Here is an 18959-nt window from a genome sequence, read left to right on the forward strand (position 1 = left end):
CAACCGCGACGACGAGGGCTGAGGGCCCAGTCGACGAGATTGAGGGCCCAGTCGACGAGATTGAGGGCCCAGTCGACGAGATTGAGGGCCCAGTCGACGATTACGGGACGACGTTGACCATTCGGCCGGGAACGACGATCACCTTGCGCGGCTCGCCGTCGAGCAGCGCGGCGATCTTCTCGTCGGCCAGCGCCGCGGCACGGATGGTGTCCTCGTCGGCGTCGACGGCGACGGTGATCCGGCTGCGCACCTTGCCCTTGACCTGGATCGGGATCTCGATGGAATCCGCCACCAGCCACTTTTCCTCCGCGACGGGGAAGGGGCCGTGGGCGAGCGAGGCATCGTGGCCCAGCCGCTCCCACAGCTCGTCGGCGATGTGCGGCGCGAGCGGTGCCAACATCAACACCAACGGCTCGACGACGGCGCGCGGCGCACCCGCCGGGTAGGCCTTCGTCAGGTGGTTGGTCAGCTCGATGAGCTTGGCGCCGGCGGTGTTGGTCCGCAGGTTCACCAGGTCGTCGCGCACCCCGGCGATCGCCTTGTGCAGGGCGCGCAGATCGTCCTCGGACGGCTCCGCATCGGTGACGCGGACGGCGCCAGTCTCCTCGTCGACGACTAGGCGCCACGCCCGCTGCAAAAACCGCTGCGCGCCAACGACATCCTTCGTCGCCCACGGACGCGACTGGTCCAACGGACCCATCGACATCTCGTAGACGCGCAGCGTGTCGGCGCCGTAGTCGCGGGCAATGTCGTCGGGGGCGACGGAGTTCTTGAGCGACTTGCCCATCTTCCCGTACTCCTGGCTGACCTCGGCGTCGGCGAAGTAGAACTTTCCGTCGCGCTCGGTCACCTCCTCCGCCGGCACGTAGACGCCACGCGCGTCGGTGTAGGCATAGGCCTGAATCATGCCCTGGTTGAACAGCTTTCGGTACGGCTCGCGGCTCGTGACGAAGCCGAGGTCGAACAACACCTTGTGCCAGAAGCGCGAGTACAGCAGGTGCAGCACCGCATGCTCGACGCCGCCGATGTAGAGGTCCAGCCCACCGGGATCGTTGTCCCCGTGCACCGCCGGGCGCGGGCCCATCCAGTACTGCTCGTTCTCCTTAGCGCACAAGGTTTCCGAGTTCGTCGGGTCGATGTAGCGCAGCTGGTACCACGAGCTGCCCGCCCACTGGGGCATGACGTTGACGTCGCGGGTGTAGGTCTGCAAACCATCGCCGAGGTCGAGCTCAACCGTGACCCACTCGGTCGCCTTGGCCAGCGGGGGAGAGGGCTCAGAGTCGGCGTCGTCGGGGTCGAAGGCCACCGGTTGGTAATCGGCGACCTCGGGGAGCTCGACGGGGAGCATCGACTCGGGCAGCGCGTGCGCGTTGCCGTCGGCGTCGTAAACGATGGGGAAGGGTTCGCCCCAGTACCGCTGCCGCGCAAACAACCAGTCGCGCAGTTTGTACTGAACGGTCCCGACGCCGGTCCCGTCGGCCTCCAGCTTCGCCACGATCGCGGACTTGGCCTCGTCGACGGACAGCCCATCGAGGAAGCCGGAGTTCACCAGCGGTCCGTCGCCGATGAACGCTGCTTCGGCGACACCCGACTCGGAGCCGATTACCTCGCGGATCGGCAGACCGAAGGCGGTGGCGAACTCGTAGTCGCGGGTGTCGTGCGCGGGCACGGCCATGATGGCGCCGGTGCCGTAGCCGATGAGGACGTAGTCGGCGATGAACACCGGGATCTGCTCGCCGTTGACCGGGTTGGTCGCGTAGGCACCGGTGAAGACGCCCGTCTTCTCCTTGTTCTCCTGGCGCTCCAGGTCGGACTTCGCCGCGATGGAGGCCCGGTAAGCGGCGACCGCCGCCATCGGATCGCCCTTGTCGCCGGTCCAGCGGGGGTCGACGCCGCTCGGCCACGCCTCGGCGACGATCTCGTCGACGAGGTCGTGCTCGGGCGCCAGCACCATGTACGACGCTCCGAACAGCGTGTCCGGGCGGGTGGTGAACACCTTGATCAAGCGGTCCCCGGGCAGCGCGAAATCGACGTGCGCACCGCGCGACCGGCCGATCCAGTTGCGCTGCATGGTCTTGACCTTCTCCGGCCAGTCCAGCAACTCGAGGTCGTCGAGGAGGCGGTCGGAGTACGCGGTGATCCGCATCATCCACTGCCGCAGGTTCTTGCGGAACACCGGGAAGTTGCCGCGCTCGCTGCGCCCGTCCGCGGTGACCTCTTCATTGGCCAGGACGGTGCCCAACCCGGGGCACCAGTTCACCAGCGAGTTGCTCAGGTAGACCAGGCGGTGCTCGTCGAGGACGGCCCGGCGCGCGCTCTCGTCGAGATCGGCCCACACCCGGCCGTCGGGCAGGCTGCGCACCCCGGACTCGAACTCGGCGACGAGGTCGGCGATCGGCCGCGCCTTGCCGCGCCGGCCGTCGGTCCCGGTCTCGGCCTCGGGGTCGAACCAGGCGTTGTAGATCTGCAGGAAGATCCACTGCGTCCAGCGGTAGAACTCGACGTCGGTGGTCGCCACCCGGCGGCGTTCGTCGTGACCGAGCCCCAGGCGGCGGATCTGCTCGAGGTACCGCTCGATATTGGCCTCGGTGGTGGTGCGCGGATGGGTGCCGGTCTGCACGGCGTACTGCTCGGCAGGCAGACCAAAGGAGTCAAAGCCCATGGTGTGCAAGACGTTTCGCCCGTCCATCCGGGAGAAGCGGGCGAACACATCGCTGGCGATGAAGCCCAACGGATGGCCGACGTGCAACCCCGCGCCCGACGGGTAGGGGAACATGTCCTGGATGAACAGCTTGTCGTCGGCGGAGAATCCGCTCAGGTTGCCGGCGAGCGGTCCGACGGGGTTGGGCGCCTCGTAGACCCCGCGCTCACTCCACTCCTGCTGCCAGCGCGATTCGATCTCGCCCGCCAGCTGCGCGGTGTAGCGGTGCGCGGCCTCGGGCTCGGGGGCGTTCGGGTTCGATCCAGTCACCCGACCAGCGTAAATGGTGGCGTCCGCCACGTCGTACAGTGGTAGGCGTGGCCGATGTGATCGCACTTGTCGTTGCGGCGATCGCCGCTGTCAGCGGCGTCGCCTGGATCGCGCTCGGAATTGCCGGGTGGACGGGTCTTCTGCGCCGCAACCGCTACGTCGGTATCCGCAGTAAGGAAACGATGCGCAGCGAGCGCGCGTTCACCACGGCGAACCGGGTGGTCGCGCCCGGCCTCATCGCCACCGGCATGCTGGCCCTCGTCGCGGCCGGTCTCGCCGCCACCCAGAAGGGTGTCGCCGGCATCATCTTGGGCCTGATCGGCCTGGTCGTCGCGCTCGCCCTCGTGGGCCTGCTCTCCGGTGCGGCGATCCGCGCGGTCGCCGGCCTGCCCGCCGACCCCGAGCCGTCGGGCTGCGGCTCGGAATGCGGCTGCGGCGGACACGGGGAGGAGTCGCCGGCCGCCGACGCTCAGGCATGCGCCACCGACGAGGACATCTGCGGCACCGGCACCACCTGTGGTGGGTGCGAGATGCGCGACGCCTGCTTCGACGGTTCCGAACGAGTCTGACACCGGTGGGTTTCTCGCCGCGCGCCCTGCTGGCCAAATCCCCCGTCGACGGCTTCGTGTTGGCCATCATCGCCGCCGTCGTCGTCGCGTCGTTGTTCCCGGCACGCGGGGATTTCGCCGATGTGATGGACAAGGTCGTCATCGCGGCCATCGCCCTGCTGTTCTTCCTCTACGGTGCGCGGCTGCATCCGCGCGAGGCGCTCGCGGGTCTGACCCACTGGCGGCTGCACCTGACGATCCTGTCGTTCACCTTCATCGTCTTCCCGATCATCGGGTTCGCCATGCGCCCGATGGTGCAGCCCCTCGTCGGCGAAAACCTCTACCTGGGGCTGCTGTTCGCCTGCCTGGTGCCGTCGACGGTCCAGTCGTCGATCGCATTCACCAACATCGCCCGCGGCAACGTCCCGGGTGCGATCGTCAGCGCCTCGATGTCGAACCTGCTGGGTGTCTTCCTCACACCGGTGCTGGTGGTCGCGTTGATGAGCACCGAATCCGGGGTGAAGATCGACGCCACGTCGATCATCAAGATCATGGCGCAGATCCTGCTGCCGTTCATCCTGGGCCAGCTCGCGCGGCCGTGGATCTCCGGCTGGGTGACCCGGCACGCGGAGTCGACCAAGATCGTGGACCGCGGCTCCATCGTGCTCGTCGTATACGTGGCGTTCTCCGACGGCGTGCGCAACGGGATTTGGTCGCAGGTCGACGTGTGGCAGGTGATCGCGGTGACCGCCATCGCCGCGGTGCTCGTCGTGGTCATGCTGCTGATCACCGGCAATCTCCCCCCGCGCCTGGGCTTCGACCGCGCCGACACCATCGCCATCCAGTTCTGCGGCACCAAGAAAAGTTTGGCGACGGGGCTGCCCATGGCGACGGTCCTCTTCGCCGGCGGCCCGGTCGGCCTGCTGGTCCTCCCGCTGATGATCTTCCACCAGATCCAGCTCATCCTCTGCAGCATGCTCGCGTCGCACTACGCGAAACAGGCCGCGACGGAAATCGAGTAGTCCTCTACTCGAGCCCTCCCCGACAACGCGCCGCAGACTCATTCGCACGGCTGGGGAATCCAGCTGTCCGGCTTCGTCGCCCGGCACCTGCGACCGAGAACGGAGGGTCCCGATGCCCGCCATGACACCATCCACTCGCCGCCTCGGCGCCGCCGCAATCGGCCTGGCGACTGCGGCATCCGTAGCGCTGGGATCTGCCCCGGCACACGCCGCGACCTGGCAGGCCGGAGGAGGGGCCCTGTTCTTCATCTCCTACCACGACAACGGGAACGGCACGGTCACGAAGACGCTGAAGAACACCAGTCAGGTGACCTTCCGCTACACGGTCTTCGAGAGTGACACTCCAATGCTCGGCGGCCGGCTTGTCGAACCCAAAGGTGTGCTCGGTCCCGGTCAAACCAAGTCCAGCGTGAAACACCTGGCCCCGGGCAGGTACTACGTCATCTGGCTCGTCGAGAAGTCCGGCTTCCGGACCCAGAACAACGGGCAACCCTTCACCATGGGCGCCGCGAAGGCGAAGCCCAAGAAGGAAGCGCCCAAGAAGGATGGGCCCAAGAAGCTCGGCCCGAACACCAAGGTTCCTCAGGGTCAGTGCACCTACTGCAACCCCAAGCCCGGCAACCCGCCCAAGGCGCCGGTGAAGCCGGCACCGAAGGGACCGTTCGGAATCGACTTCGGGAGCCTGAAATTGTAGTGCCGCCCCCCGAGTCCTGCGCATAGGTCGGCCTCCGTGGGAATTGCTCCCTCGGAGGCCGATCTATCTGCAGTTTCAGATTCGAGTAGTCCGCTACCCGCGGCATTCCGCACAACCCGCCGCAGAGTGGTTGACACGGCTGGAGGAACCAGCGGTCCGGCTTCGTCGCCCGGCACCTGCGACCGAGAACGGAGGGTCCCGATGCCCGCCATGACACCATCGACTCGACGCCTCACGATCAGCATGATCAGCGGCGCCACCGCCCTCGCCGTCGCGATGGGGTCGGCCCCCGCCCACGCGGCCACCACGTTGGAGCGGCCCGGAAACTTCCGCGCCACCGTCGATAAAGTCGATGCCAGGCAGGTCAAGATCACCTTCAAGAACCTCGGCGGCAGCGCCATCACCGTCGCAGAGGTGCGATTTCACATGGAGGTCCCCGCCGGCAGCCCCGGAAAATATGCCACGAAATCAACCGGGAAGATCGCTCCCGGGCAAATGTTTACCGACACCTCGGGATTGCCACCCGGCACGTACAAGGAGGTGTCAGCATACGCGGGGAGTCAGGACACCACGGTGCGGAAACCGTTCTCTATGACCGTCACCCAGTCCACGCCGATCAACCCGGCACCGGCACCTAAGCCCGACCCCAAACCAGAGCCCAAGGGTCCGTTCGGCATCGACTTCGGCAGCCTGAAGTTCTGGTGACAAACCACCAGTGCCGAAGACCTACTTCGCCCAATCCGGCTGCGGAACGATTCCCGGAACCGTCTTGACGTGGAAGTTGCCCTTGTCGTCGGTCGCGTTGACTGCGACGAGTTGCCACTTCCCGCCGAACTCGATCGCGCATTCCTGAGTGGCCCCGGCCTCAGCCTTGAGACCGCCCTTGCACTTGAGTTGGTTCAACGTCACCTGAACCTGCGGCTGAAGCGCGGCCTTCGACTTGCTCTCCAGTTCCGACTGGCTGATGGTCTTGCCCGCCGAGCCGGAAACGCTGCACCCGGTGAGTGCGGTGGCGAAGACGAGTGCACCCGCCCCCACCGCTCTAATGATCGTGGCCCGCATGTGGTCTCCTTCCAGACCTTTCGAACCTTAACAACCCGAGGTGGGCTGCCGGGGCCGGATCAGCCGCCGAACTCCTTGGAGAACGGGACGTTGATGAAGCTCGGCCGGTTCGGGTCGAGCTGGATGTGCTGCGGGCGGAGCATCGACTCGTTCAGCAGCGGCCGCAGCGGAAGACCGCGGGGCAGGTTCATCGCGAAGATGTCGATCCGCAGCCGGTGTCCGGGCTTGAGCAACGCCTCGGTCGGCAACAACCCGAGGTCGATCTGCACCGGGACGCCAGGCTTGACGCGCTTGCGCGAGGCCAGCGACATCACGTAGAACGGGTCGATCACGTCGCCGTTCGCGTCGAAAACCGATTGGCTCTTGTCGATCGCCCGCAGCGACGCCATGATCTGTCCGGACGAAATGACCTTCGATTCACCGTTGGGGGCGACGTCGGTGAGCATCGCCGTCCAGTACCCGTCGGTCGCATCCATGACCGCGTTGATCCGCAGGTTGGTGTAGCCGGAGATACTGCGCGCCTTGCGCATCGGTGCCGTGGTGAACGTCAGGGCGTTGTGTTCGGCGATGCGGTTGTCCTTGCCGCAGAAGCGGAAGATCGACGTGACACCCGCGGTCTGCTGACCGGCGTCGCGGGAGCAGAGGGTCAGCACCCCCGGCCCGACGGTGAGCCGGCCGCGCGAGTTCGGCTTGACCGAGGTCAGTCGGCCGTCGCGCACGGCGTGCGGCGCGGTTCCGCTCGGCCGGTCCGACAGGTAGAGCCGCTGGCGCTTCATCCCCGGACGCGGGAAGTTCGGCGCGGTGATCCAGCCGTTGCCCATCTGGTCGAGGGTGGCCGGGCCGTACTTGTCGATCCCGTTGTCGATGCCCTTGAGCCACTTGTCGAACCAGGCACGTTGGAGCACGTCGATCCGCGGGGGAGTGTTGCGCGCACCGTGGCCGGCGCCGGGCGTGATGTGGTACGCCTCGCCCATGACCAGTTGCTTCTGGCCCAGCGGGAGCGGGATCATGTTGAACATCCGCACTTCGCTGTTGGTGAACAGGTCGAACCAGCCGCCGGTGATCATCGTCGGAACCTTGATCCGGTCGGCGTGGTCGAGCCAGCCGCGTCGTTCCACCGAACCCGGCACGAGCAACCGCTTCATGTCCGGCGGGATCGAATTCATGTCCGGGGTCAGCAGCGCGGCGAACAGTTGTGGGAAGAAGGTCACCGGATCGGCGAGACGGTCGGCGAACCATTTCCAGTCGAAAGTCCCGTTCAGCATCGACGCGACGTTGGGGACCATCTTCGTCACATTGACCAGTGTCAACCACATCGGCAGGAAGCCGGCGCCGAGCGCGCCGCCGGGGGCGACGATGTCGCGCACCAGGTCGCCGCCGGGGACGAGCGGGAAGATCGCCTTGAGCGCCGGCGGGTTCTGGTTGGCCGCGTAGATCTGGTTGATCGCCGAGTACGACATGCCGGTCATGCCGACCTTGCCGTTGGAGAAGCGCTGCTTGGACGCCCAGTCGATGACCTCGATCGTGTCCTTCTGCTCGCGCTGTTTGAACACGTCCCACTTGCCCTGGGAGAAGCCGGTGCCGCGCACGTCCACGACGATGAAGCTGTATCCGGCGCGCACCAGGGTCTTGTCGACGGTGAACGTGCGGAATGCGCCGCCGGTCTGCGCCTTGAGAATGTCGCCGAGCCCTTCGATCGGGGTCCCGGTGAGGTTGATCATGTCCACGATCTGCTTGGTCAGCGGCGCCAGGATCGGGTGCTGCAAGGTCTCGGCGGCGATCGTGGAAACGAGCTTCGTGTACGGCGTCATGTTGACGATCGTCGGGGTCTTCGTGCGGACCGGGCTGCCGTCGGCGTGCGCCGGGCGGTAGACGTTGGCCTTGAGGACGGTGCCGTCGCTCATCCGGATCGGCACATCCCAATCGATATGGACACCGGGGTAGCGCTGGTTCTGCTTGTCCTGCGTGTAGGCCCAGGCCTTACCCGCGCGGCCACCGCTGGGACCCACCGGCGTGACCGCACCGGCGGTCGCCGCGGGTGCCATCAACGCAGCGGTCGCGCCCAGCGCAGCCGTCAACAACGCAAGTCTTTTCATCACAGGCCCCCTGACCCCTTTGGCGCCGAAACGTCGTTGCGCAGGTCTCCGCTATGGACTCGGACCGGCTACGTCACTCGACTTAACAGTTGTGATGGAGGTTACTCACAGGTAAGTATCAGAATCAAGAGGGGTCCGGAAAGTCCGAATCAGTGCAGGTGGTGGACCGGATCGACGAAATCAGTTGGCGGTGACGTCCATCGGATAGGTCGCCAGCAGGGGGAGCGGCCACGGTTGGCGGCGCAACACCTCGGCCCACAGGTCCACCGCCGGCGGGGCCAACACGTCGTCGGCCATCGCCGACGCGACGAGCCAGCTGTCCTGCGCCAACTCGTCGTCGAGCTGCCCCGGGCCCCACCCGGCATAGCCGGCCATGATGCGGATCCCGACGAGCAGGGACGCCAAATCGGCCGGATCGGTGTCGAGGTCGACGAGGACCACACGCCCACTCACCATCATGACGCCGTCGACACCGTGCAGATCGACCCCGCGTTCGGCAACCCCCAGGCACAGTGCGCCGTCGCGCTTCACCGGCCCGCCGACATAGAGCGCCTTGGGATTGGCGGCAAGGTCCGACCACTTCGGCAGCAGGTTGTGTACCGCCGAATGGGACGGCTGGTTGATCACGACGCCGATGCTGCCGCCGTCGTCGTGCTCGATGATGTAGACGACGGTGCGGGCGAAGGCAGACTCGGTCAACGACGGGGAGGCGATCAGCAGGGTACCGGCCCGAATGGGCGCGAACCCGTGACGACCGTCGGCGCTACCGCCGGTGGCCTTCGGGTCGTCGAAGTCGTCACCGCCCACGACCTCATCATGGCACGGCCGACGCGGCGGCGCCGGAAAGCTGGCGCTACTTTTGAGCTGTGAGAACGCGGCTGCTGATGACGCGCATGGCCGGTCAGGCGGCCGACGGAGTCTTCCAGGCAGTGCTGTTCGCCGCGATCGCCTTCAACCCCGAACGCCAGGCCTCGCCGTTGCTCATGGCGGCGAGCCTCGCGGTGCTGTTCGGTCCCTATTCGCTCGTCGGCCCGCTCGTCGGGACACTCCTCGACCGGTGGGACCGCCGGTTGGTCCTGTTGTGGGCCAACGTCTTCCGCGCGCTGTTGATCGTCGTGACCGCCGGATTGCTGGCCGCCTCGCTCCCCGAGCCGGCCGTCCTCGGCAGCGCCCTGCTGGTGATGGGTGCCAGTCGTTTCGTCGCATCGGGACTGTCCGCGTCGCTTCCCCACGTCACCGACCGCGACTCCCTGGTCACCGTCAACGCCGTGTTCACAACGCTCGGCGGCTTCGCGGCCATCGCCGGGCTCGGCCTGGCCGCGGCGGTCCGCGCGGCCGTCGGCGGCGACGACGCCGGGGCGGCCCAGACCATGCTCGTCGGCACGGCTCTCGCGCTGATCGCCGCCGCCATCGCCGCCGGCTTCCCGGTCCGGTCCCTCGGCCCCGACGCCGCAAGGTCGCCGACCGCCGCCGGCCACCGTCGTCGACGGGCGCTGCAGTTGATCGCCGCCACCCCCTCGGTGGCCGTCGTCTTCCGGGCCATCAGCGCGCACCGCTGGGCTTTCGGAATGAACTCGTTGTTCCTGCTCGTGCTGGCCAACCACGCCGGCGTCACCACCGGTCTGCAGCGGTTCCTCCTGCTGGTCGGGGCGACGGCCGTCGGAGCCGTCCTCGCCGCGGTGACCACACCGGTCCTGGCGCACCGAATCGGCCGACCGCAAACGCTGGCGACAGCACTGGCCGTCGCCGTGGCCGGGCAGGTGCTGCTCCTGCGTTTCGACCCCGCGCTGTCGATCGGCGCGGCGACCATCCTCGGCTGGGCCGGGCAGAGCGTGAAGTTGTGCGGCGACGTCGCCATGCAGACCGACATCCCCGACGAGTCGCGCGGCGAGGTCTTCGCCGTCCAGGACGCCGTCTTCAATGTGGCCTTCATCGTGGGCGCGGCGATCGCGGCGATCACGGTTCCCGACGACGGGAAGGCGGTGGCGGTGGTGCTGATCGGCGTGGTGCTGTACGCGGCGGCCCTCGCCGACGCGCTGGTGCACCGGGCCCGTCAGTAGCCGGTGGTCCGCAACTCCGCGGCCAGCCGGTCGATGTCCTCGCGCGTCGCGTCCAGGTGCGGGCTGAGCCGCAACACGGCGGTGTCGAGCATCAGCGGGGTCCGTTCGGCCACCGCCGGGGTGACCAGGAGCCCGACCTGGCGCAGGTGCTCGGCGACGCCGACCACGTCGGCGCTCTGGAATCCGGGCGGGGGAGCCAGCGTGATCAGCGCGGACCGCTCGTCGACCGGTTCCACGACCTCCCAGCTCGCGATGCCGGTCAGCCGTTCGCGAACCGCACGGCCGATACCGGCCAACTCGTCGAAGACCCGGTCCGGGCCCAGGGTGATCAGCTCGTCGACCGCCGCTCCCAGCCCCAGCCGACCGGCGATGAACCCGCCGGTGGTCCCGGCCGCCAGCGCCTCGGTGTCGACGGGCAGGCGCGAGTCGGGCCGCACCGCGACGAAGCCGACGCCGCGCGGGCCGGTCAGCCATTTGCGGCTGGTGCCGTAGACGACGTCGGCCCCGGTGGTGGTCGACACGTGACCCACCGACTGCGCCATGTCGACGACGACGGGCACGTTCGCCGCGTGCGCGATCCGCACGATCTCGGCGACCGGCTGCACGATCCCGACGGCTGATCCGATGTGGCAGATGTGGATGAAGTCCGGCTGCTCGAACTGCAGCATGTTCTCCAGCGCGTCGGTATCGACGTGGCCGTAAACGTCGGCCTGGGGGAGGGTGTGGACCGCGTACCCGCGGCGCTCGAACTCGACGAGGTTGGGGCCGAACTCGTTCTTCGCGACCCAGATCGTGGCGGCCAGGGGCAGGTTGGCCACGCCCAGCAGCGCCCGAAGGGCGGCGCGGGCGGTGTCCCGGTACACCACTTCGTCGGCGCTGTGCCCGATCAGGGCGGCAAGCTCGCGCGACCCCTGCGCCAGCGCCGCCGTCGCCGCATCCATCGCGACGTAGGAGCCGTGCTTGGACTCCTCCCACAGGTGCGCGGTGATCGCCTCGATCACCGCGTTCGACGAGCGTCCCGCCGACGCAGAATCGAGGTGAACGATGCCGGGCTCGATGCGAGCGGCGTGCCAATCGGACCCTAGATCGCTGAGGAACATGGCCCCAATCTATCGCCCGGGTCGTCGTGAGCTGGATCTCAGTGGAACCGTTCGGCGCCGCGCTGCGTCCAAGGATCATGGACCCACCGCTGATCGCGCACTCCTTCGGTACCGGCGCGGGGCCGACCCACACCTGGTACGCGCCCGCCGATGCCGATCTCAACGGTGACGGGCGGGCCGAGTCGGTGTCTCTCGACTTCGACGGCGACGGTTTGGCCGACGACGCGATGATCGACAGCGATGGCGACGGAGTGGCCGACCTCGTGGGGCTCGACCTCGACGACGACGGGGTCCCCGAGACCTTCTATTCCGACGACGGCAGCGGCGTCTGGGGCGTGCGGACCGCGTCCCCCTTTGCCCGCGCGCCGTCCACGTCGTCGGGGCAGCCGCCGACCGGACCACCGCGTCCCGGCCGGCAACCCGTCGACACCGACGGCGACGGCAAGGCCGACGCCACGCTCGTCACCCGCGGTTCCTCCCGGGAGTTGCGGCTCGACACCGACGGGGACGGGCAGTGGGATCTCGCCCTCGTCGACGATGACGGCGACGGGGTGGTCGACCGGGTGGCCCGCCGGGACCCGTGAGTTCCGAATGCTCGGCATACTGGGTGGATGAAGACGATTCTGAACATCATCTGGCTCGTGCTGGCCGGGTTCTGGATGGCCATCGGCTACGCGGCCGCCGGGGTGCTGTGTTTCATCCTCATCATCACCATCCCGTTCGGCATCGCGTCGTTCCGGATGGCCAATTACGCCCTGTGGCCGTTCGGCCGGACGGTCGAGCGCAAGCCCACCGCCGGGACGGCATCGCTGCTCGGCAACATCATCTGGTTGCTCGTGGCCGGGATCTGGCTGGCCATCGGACACATCACCACCGGTCTCGCCCTCTGCGCCACCATCATCGGCATCCCGCTGGGCATCGCCAGCTTCAAGATGGTGCCGCTGTCATTGATGCCGCTCGGTGCCGAGATCGTGCCCACCGGCTCGAACCGCGAGGTCATCGTTCGGACCTGAGCACTGACCGAAACGGCGGTTACCCCAGGACGCCGGCGGCAATCTGCTCGACGGCGGCGCGGGACTTCGCCGCATCGCTCGGGACCAGGCCGATCCGGGTCCGCCGGTCGAGGACGTCGTCGACGGTGAGAGCGCCCTCGTGGGTGAACGCGAACTCGACCTCGGCCCGGGTGACGTCGATGCCCTCGGCGATCGGCGCCAACGGCTGCGCGAGGGTCGCCTCCTCGACGACCCGGACGGCTTCGGACCCGAACCGCGCGACGAGCGAATTCGACAGTCCGGCAGGTACTTCGGCGGGCGTCGCCCCGACGAGGGGGATTGACGTCGTCACACAGCCCGAGGCCGTCAGGCCGGCGGAGGCGACCGCGGCGTCGACGGCGTCCTGGGCCATCTGCCGGTAGGTGGTGAGCTTGCCGCCGATGACCGAGACCATCGACCCGTCGGTGACGCGGACGTCGTGGCGGCGGGAGACATCGGCGAGAGAGTCGCCGTCTCCGCCCGGCACATCGATGAGCGGGCGTAGCCCGGAGAACGCGCCGCGGATGTCGTCCCGCCCGACCGGTACCGCCAGCACCGTGTTCACGGTGTTGAGCAAGAAGTCGATCTCGTCGTCGTCGGGCACCGGCTCGTCGGGGATGGGGCCGGGGGCCGCGACATCGGTCAATCCGAGGTAGATGCGGCCGAGCTGCTCGGGAAGGGCGAAGACGAATCGGCTCGTCGACCCGGGGACCTGGACGGTGAGCGCACCGGTCGGGTTGCCGAAGGCCGCCGCGTCGAAGACCAGGTGGGTGCCGCGGCTGGGCTTGATGCTCAGCGTCGGGTCGAGGTCGGCCGCCCAGACTCCGGTGGCGTTGATGACCGATCGCGCGGCGATCGGGAACTCCCGGCCGGCCACCTCGTCGCGCACGACGGCACCGGTGCCGTCGGCCCGCAGCACGCGGGTGCGGGTGAGGATCTGGGCGCCGTAGCCGGCGGCGGTGCGGGCGATCGCGGTGACCAGTCGCGCGTCGTCGATCAGCTGCCCGTCGGTGGTCGACGCGGCACCGCGCAGGCCGTGCCGGCGCACCGTCGGACAGGCGGCGATGGTCTCCAGCGCCGACAGGCGCTTCGGTCCGGGCAAGACGTCGGCGGGGGTCCGCGCCATGCGGCGCAGCACGTCGCCGGCCAGGAAACCCGCGCGCACCAAGACGCCGGTCCCGATGCCCCCGTAGTCGGGCACCACCTGGCGGACCGGCCGGATGAGGTGTGGGGCGATCGTGGTGATGAGGTGGTGGCGCTCGGCGGCACTCTCCCGCGCGATCCCGATGTCGCCCGAGGCGAGGTAGCGCAGTCCGCCGTGGACGAGTTTGCTGCTCCACCGCGACGTCCCGAAAGCCAGGTCGTGGGCCTCGACGAGGACCACCGAGAGTCCGCGCGTCGCGGCGTCGAGGGCGGCGCCGACACCGGTCACCCCGCCGCCGACGACGAGGACATCGACCGGCTCGGCGCGCGCGGTCAGCTCGGCGAGATCGGCGGCACGGCGGGCGGCGTTCAGTACGGTCATCGGTTCACTCCTTGCCGGGTAGCTCAAGATAGCTGGCGAGCGCGCGGTGCAGCTCGGTGGACCAGTCCTCGCCGAGGATGGGTTCGACGACGGCGCGCGACTGCACCGCCGACTGGGTGATCAACAAGACCATGGCGGCGAGTTTCTCCGGGTCACCCTCGCGCACCCACCCGTCGGTCTGGCCCTGTTCGATCCTCGTCGCGATGAGCCGGAGCAGGCTGCGCTGGCTCGAACCGAGCCGGTCGAAGACGTAGGGCTGCAGGAATTCCGGCTGGCCGCGCCACAGTTCGGCGAACAGCTCGTCGTCGCGGATCGCGCCGGCCACCCGGACGATCTGGTCGATTGCGGCCGCGAAACCGGTACGGGTCCGCAGCGGCGTGGTCGCCCCGACCGCGGCGACGATCCGGTTGATCTCGCGGCTGCACAGGTCGCGGACCACCGCGTCGAGGTCGGGCCAGCGGCGGTAGACCGTCGGGCGGCTGACCCCGGCCACCCGTGCCACGTCGGCGAGGCTGACCTTACGGCCGCGTTGGCGCAGGATCTCCTCGCGCGCGGCATCGAGAACCCGGGTCCCCAGCTCGTCCCCGGGCCCGGCGGCGGTGTCGACCGGCGGATCCGTCGAATCTGCATTACGAATTGACATGATGTGTAACACTGTATCGCATGACTGCTGGTTTTGACCCCTCGTCGCATCAAATCCCCGTCCCCCCCATGCGTTGGGACGCCTGGGGCGACCCCGAACTCGCCGCTCCACTCTCGGAGGGGACCGCCACCCTGATCCGCGGCATGCTCGGCGTGTCCGGCGAGGTCACCCTCCCCACCATCGATCCCGCGACGGTGGCCGTCTCGCCCAGCCGGCTGTCCGTCGACGACCTCGCAGGGCTGCGGGCGATCGTCGGCGCCGACTGGGTATCGGCCGCCGACGCCGACCGCCTGGTCCGCGCGGGCGGCAAATCGACCCCGGACCTGCTGCGACGACGACGGGCCGAGCAGGACGCCCCCGATGCCGTCGTGGTTCCCGGCACCGACGACGAGGTCGCCGCACTGCTCGCCTGGTGCGGCGAGAACCGCGTCGCCGTCGTCCCGTTCGGCGGCGGCACCAGCGTCGTCGGCGGTGTCGACCCGACGGCCGAGCAGTTCCGCGCGGCGATCTCGGTCGACCTGCGCCGCATGGACGCACTGATCGACCTCGACGAGGTCTCCCAGATCGCCACCCTCGGCGCCGGGGTGACCGGACCGGAGGCGGAACGGCTCCTCGGCGATCGCGGCTTTTCCCTCGGCCACTTCCCGCAGAGCTTCCGCTACGGATCCATCGGCGGGTTTTCCGTCACCCGCTCGTCGGGACAGGCGTCGGCCGGGTACGGCCGCTTCGACGACATGGTCCAGGCGATCACCCTGGTCACCCCGCGCGGCATCCTGCGCGCCGGCCGCTCCCCCAAGAATGCCGTCGGTCCCGACCTGCGACAGCTGATCCTGGGTTCGGAGGGCGCCTTCGGCATCGTGACCTCGGTGTCGGTCCGGGTGCACCGGGTGCCGGCGGCCACCGAGTACGAAGGGTGGCGGTTCGACACCTTCGCCCATGCCGCCGCCGCCTTCCGGGCCGTCGCGCAGGAGGGGGTGATGCCGACGGTCATGCGCGTGTCCGACGAGATCGAAACCGCGCTGAACCTCGCCCGGCCCACCGAGATCGGCGAGTCCGACGACGACCTGCCCGACAAGCAGGTTCCCGGCGGCTGCCTGGCCATCACCACCTTCGAGGGTTCGCCGACCGCCGTCGCCGCCCGCGCCGGCGTGGTGCGCGAGATCTTCACCGCCGCCGGTGGGCAGTCGCTCGGCGACGGACCGGCGAAGACGTGGGAGCACGGGCGGTTTTCCGGACCGTACCTGCGCGACGCACTGCTCGACATCGGCGTCGGCTGCGAAACCCTCGAGACCGTCACGACCTGGGCCAAGCTCGAGGAGGTGAAGGCCGCGGTCACCGCGGCACTCGCCGAGGCCCTGCCCGAACCCGTCGTCGTGATGTGCCACATCTCGCACACCTACGCGACCGGGGCGTCGCTCTACTTCACCGTGGTCTACCGCCAGGGCGACGACCCCTTGGCCCAGTGGCAGGCGGCCAAGCAACGGGTCACCGGGGCGATCGCCGCGGCCGGGGCTTCGATCACCCACCACCACGCGGTCGGCCGCGACCACCGTCCGTGGCTGGCCGCCGAGATCGGTGACCTCGGCGTGGAGGTGTTGGGCGCGGTGAAACACGCGCTTGACCCGCTCGGGGTGTGCAATCCGGGCAAACTGGTGTGATGCCCACCCGAACGATCGCCGTCCTGGCCAATCCGATGGCGCGCAAGGGGACCGGCCGACAGATCGCGGGTGAGGTCGACCAGCTGTTGCGCGGCCATGGCGTCGCTGCCCGGATCCTCGTCGGCGCCGACCTGGCCGACGCGGAGCGGCTGGCCGCGCAGGCGGTCGCCGATGACACCGTCGAGGCGCTCGTCGCCGTCGGCGGTGACGGCTCCATCCGGCTCGCCCTCGAGGCGGCCGCCGGATCGTCGACACCGGTCGGGATCATCCCCGCCGGCACCGCTAACGACCTGGCCCGCACCCTTGGCGTCCCGCTGCGGGACCTGCCCGCCGCCGTCGGCATCATCGTCGACGGCCACACCGCGCCCATCGACCTGGGCCGGGCCCGACTCGCCGGCGCCGACGGCGACCCCGCCGAGGCGCTGTTCGTCACCGTCGCCGCCACCGGATTCGACGCCGACGTGACCGATCGCGCCAACCACATGCGCTGGCCGCGCGGCAAAGCGCGCTACCTGGTCGCCGCCGTCGCGGAGGTCGCCCGACTGGCGCCGCGGCGATTCACCGTCCGTGTTGACGGCGACACCGTCGTCGACGGCGACGTCATCTTCACCGCCATCGGCAACACCCGCTCCTACGGCGGCGGGATGTTGATCACGCCGGACGCCGATCTGCACGACGGGCTGCTCGACGCGACGATTGCGACGAAGGTTCCCGGCGTCGGCCGGATGACACTGCTGCGCCTGCTGCCGACAGTGTTCAGCGGCAAGCACGTCGAGCAGGAGATGGTCCGCACCGCCCGCGGCAGCCGCATCGAAGTCGACTCGACCCCGCCGGCACTGGTCTCGGTGGACGGCGACATCGTCGGCCGACTGCCGGCGACGTTCGAGACCATCCCCGACGCAGTCCGCGTCCTGGTCCCGCGAACCGCCTAGTCCGCCTGGTTGCGCTTCGCCCACCACCGGCGCAGTTCGGCCTCGGCCTCGTCGCGGTCGAGCGGTCCGCGGTCCAGGCGCACCTCTTTGAGGTGCTTCCAGGCCTGGCCGACCAACGGCCCGGGCGGGATGTCGAGCAGTTCCATGATCGCGTTGCCGTCCAGATCGGGGCGGACGCGTTGGAGGTCCTCGGCCGCAGCGATCTCGGTGATCCGCCGCTCGAGGTCGTCGTAGTTCTCCTGCAGTCGGCGCGCGCGCCGCTTGTTGCGCGTGGTGCAGTCCGCGCGCACCAGCTTGTGCAGCCGGTCCAACAACGGACCGGCGTCGGTGACGTAGCGGCGCACCGCCGAATCGGTCCATTTGCCGTCGCCGTAGCCGTGGAATCGCAGGTGCAAGAACACCAACTGCGAAATATCGTCGACCATCGCCTTCGGATACTTCAGCGCGCGCAGGCGCTTGCGCGCCATCTTCGCGCCGACCACCTCGTGGTGGTGGAAGCTCACGCCGCCGCCGGCTTCGTGGCGCCGGGTGTCCGGCTTACCGATGTCGTGCAGCAGCGCCGCCCAGCGGAGCACCGGATCGGGATCACCGGTCTCCAGGTCGATCGCCTGTTGGAGCACGGTCAACGAGTGCGCGTACACATCCTTGTGCTGGTGGTGCTCGTCGATGGTCAGCTTCATCCCGGGAACTTCCGGGATGATGCGGTCGGCCAACCCGGTCTCGACCAACAGGTCGACGGCCTCGAGCGCATGCTCGCCGCAGATCATCTTGTCCAGTTCGACGCGGACCCGCTCGGCGGTGATCCGGTTGATCTCGTCGGCCATCTCGGTGATCGCCTCGAACGTGCGCGGCGCCAGCGAGAACCCGAGCTGCCCGACGAACCGGACCGCCCGCAGCATCCGCAACGGATCGTCGCCGAAGGACTGCTCCGGCGCAGCCGGGGTGTCGATCACACCGGCCAGCAGGTCCGACATCCCGTCGAGCGGATCGTGGAAGTCCGCCGCACCGGCGCCGGTGATGGCCACCGCCATCGCGTTGATGGTGAAGTCGCGCCGCACCAGATCGCCGTCGAGGCTGTCGCCGAAGGTGACCTCCGGGTTGCGGCTCACCTGGTCGTAGGAGTCGCTGCGATAGGTGGTGATCTCGACGAGGTGCGAACCCTTGCGCGCGCTCACCGTCCCGTAGGCGATCCCGGTGTCCCACACGGTGTCGGCCCACTCCTCCAGGATGGCCGCGATGGCCTCGGGTCGGGCGTCGGTGGTGAAGTCGAGATCGTTGCCGAGCCGGCCGAGGACCGCATCGCGGACCGACCCGCCGACGAGGAACAACTCGTGGCCCGCGTCGGCGAAACGCTGTCCCAGCGGATTCAGCACATCGCCGAGGTCGCGCAGCGCCACCGCTGCCGCGGCCAGCAGGCGCGCGCGCCGCAAATCGGACTCAGTCACGGGGTCACAGCCTATCTTCTGCCCTGACACGCCTCACACATCCCCGGCGTCCACGGGAAACTTAAGGTTACAGGCGGCTAGCATCGAAGCGTGTCCTCCGCCCAGCCCTCACCCACGCCCCGCGACGACGCGGGTACCGGGGGAGGGGTGTCTCCTCATCGGCCTCGTCGCC

Annotated in this window: 17 protein-coding genes; 9 read left to right on the plus strand and 8 right to left on the minus strand. The window is 68.9% G+C overall.

The genetic code is table 11. The annotated features are described in order from the left end of the window. Positions 1-100: 100 nt before the first annotated feature. On the minus strand, positions 101-2971 hold the full coding sequence (leuS, locus tag nbrcactino_RS01015; RefSeq protein ID WP_161925673.1) for a leucine--tRNA ligase: 2871 nt from the start codon (positions 2969-2971) through the stop codon (positions 101-103). Positions 2972-3018: 47 nt separating this feature from the next. Between leuS and nbrcactino_RS01020 the strand changes: the two genes are divergently transcribed. From nbrcactino_RS01020 to nbrcactino_RS01035, 4 genes are all read left to right on the plus strand, one after another. After that, positions 3019-3540: an SdpI family protein gene (locus nbrcactino_RS01020; protein WP_161925674.1), complete on the plus strand. Its 522-nt coding sequence runs from the start codon at positions 3019-3021 to the stop codon at positions 3538-3540. Between the two features lie 5 nt (positions 3541-3545). Then, the gene (locus tag nbrcactino_RS01025) at positions 3546-4541 is read left to right on the plus strand and encodes a bile acid:sodium symporter family protein (RefSeq protein ID WP_228460601.1); all 996 of its coding nucleotides are present in this window, start codon (positions 3546-3548) and stop codon (positions 4539-4541) included. Between the two features lie 121 nt (positions 4542-4662). Beyond that, the gene (locus nbrcactino_RS01030; protein ID WP_161925676.1) at positions 4663-5235 is read left to right on the plus strand and encodes a hypothetical protein; all 573 of its coding nucleotides are present in this window, start codon (positions 4663-4665) and stop codon (positions 5233-5235) included. Between the two features lie 243 nt (positions 5236-5478). After that, positions 5479-5940, plus strand: a complete 462-nt coding sequence (locus tag nbrcactino_RS01035) for a hypothetical protein (RefSeq protein WP_161925677.1) — start codon at positions 5479-5481, stop codon at positions 5938-5940. Between the two features lie 21 nt (positions 5941-5961). Here the strand turns inward: nbrcactino_RS01035 and nbrcactino_RS01040 are convergent, their stop codons facing one another. The 3 genes from nbrcactino_RS01040 to nbrcactino_RS01050 all read right to left on the minus strand — a co-directional run bounded on the left by nbrcactino_RS01040 (position 5962) and on the right by nbrcactino_RS01050 (position 9200). Then, positions 5962-6297 (minus strand): DUF4333 domain-containing protein, encoded by a 336-nt coding sequence (locus nbrcactino_RS01040; protein ID WP_161925678.1) that lies wholly within the window; start codon positions 6295-6297, stop codon positions 5962-5964. A gap of 59 nt (positions 6298-6356) precedes the next feature. Then, positions 6357-8393, minus strand: coding sequence for a CocE/NonD family hydrolase (locus nbrcactino_RS01045; protein WP_161925679.1), 2037 nt, complete (start codon positions 8391-8393; stop codon positions 6357-6359). Positions 8394-8573: 180 nt separating this feature from the next. Beyond that, complete coding sequence (locus tag nbrcactino_RS01050) at positions 8574-9200, minus strand: YqgE/AlgH family protein (RefSeq protein ID WP_161925680.1); 627 nt, start codon at positions 9198-9200, stop codon at positions 8574-8576. 59 nt (positions 9201-9259) lie between these two features. Between nbrcactino_RS01050 and nbrcactino_RS01055 the strand changes: the two genes are divergently transcribed. Then, the gene (locus tag nbrcactino_RS01055; protein WP_161925681.1) at positions 9260-10453 is read left to right on the plus strand and encodes an MFS transporter; all 1194 of its coding nucleotides are present in this window, start codon (positions 9260-9262) and stop codon (positions 10451-10453) included. Here nbrcactino_RS01055 and nbrcactino_RS01060 read toward each other — a convergent pair. Then, positions 10447-11553, minus strand: coding sequence for an aminotransferase class V-fold PLP-dependent enzyme (locus nbrcactino_RS01060; RefSeq protein ID WP_161925682.1), 1107 nt, complete (start codon positions 11551-11553; stop codon positions 10447-10449). The two genes, nbrcactino_RS01055 and nbrcactino_RS01060, sit on opposite strands and share 7 nt — an antisense overlap. A gap of 26 nt (positions 11554-11579) precedes the next feature. Between nbrcactino_RS01060 and nbrcactino_RS01065 the strand changes: the two genes are divergently transcribed. Next, positions 11580-12137: a pullulanase gene (locus nbrcactino_RS01065; RefSeq protein WP_308470326.1), complete on the plus strand. Its 558-nt coding sequence runs from the start codon at positions 11580-11582 to the stop codon at positions 12135-12137. A 27-nt stretch (positions 12138-12164) separates the two neighbouring features. Further along, positions 12165-12566, plus strand: a complete 402-nt coding sequence (locus nbrcactino_RS01070; RefSeq protein ID WP_161925683.1) for a YccF domain-containing protein — start codon at positions 12165-12167, stop codon at positions 12564-12566. 19 nt (positions 12567-12585) lie between these two features. Here nbrcactino_RS01070 and nbrcactino_RS01075 read toward each other — a convergent pair whose 3' ends face one another. Together nbrcactino_RS01075 and nbrcactino_RS01080 are read right to left on the minus strand one after the other, a co-directional pair. Continuing rightward, entirely contained in the window at positions 12586-14109 is a 1524-nt protein-coding gene (locus nbrcactino_RS01075; protein ID WP_161925684.1) for a glycerol-3-phosphate dehydrogenase/oxidase, read from the minus strand. 4 nt (positions 14110-14113) lie between these two features. Further along, positions 14114-14752 carry a TetR/AcrR family transcriptional regulator gene (locus nbrcactino_RS01080; protein WP_161925685.1) on the minus strand — a complete coding sequence of 213 codons (639 nt, stop codon included), beginning with the start codon at positions 14750-14752 and terminating at the stop codon, positions 14114-14116. Between the two features lie 68 nt (positions 14753-14820). Between nbrcactino_RS01080 and nbrcactino_RS01085 the strand changes: the two genes are divergently transcribed. Continuing rightward, a complete protein-coding gene (locus nbrcactino_RS01085; protein ID WP_228460602.1) occupies positions 14821-16410 on the plus strand; it encodes an FAD-binding oxidoreductase in 1590 nt (529 codons plus the stop codon). Beyond that, a complete protein-coding gene (locus nbrcactino_RS01090) occupies positions 16410-17342 on the plus strand; it encodes a diacylglycerol/lipid kinase family protein (protein ID WP_161925687.1) in 933 nt (310 codons plus the stop codon). Before nbrcactino_RS01085 ends, nbrcactino_RS01090 begins: the two co-directional genes overlap by 1 nt. On the opposite strand, the gene nbrcactino_RS01095 is transcribed toward nbrcactino_RS01090, so the two are convergent. Further along, positions 17339-18787, minus strand: coding sequence for a CCA tRNA nucleotidyltransferase (locus nbrcactino_RS01095; protein ID WP_161925688.1), 1449 nt, complete (start codon positions 18785-18787; stop codon positions 17339-17341). The two genes, nbrcactino_RS01090 and nbrcactino_RS01095, sit on opposite strands and share 4 nt — an antisense overlap. Positions 18788-18959: the final 172 nt, after the last annotated feature.

The sequence above is a fragment of the Gordonia crocea genome, assembly GCF_009932435.1.
GTDB classification, from domain to species: Bacteria; Actinomycetota; Actinomycetes; order Mycobacteriales; family Mycobacteriaceae; genus Gordonia; species Gordonia crocea.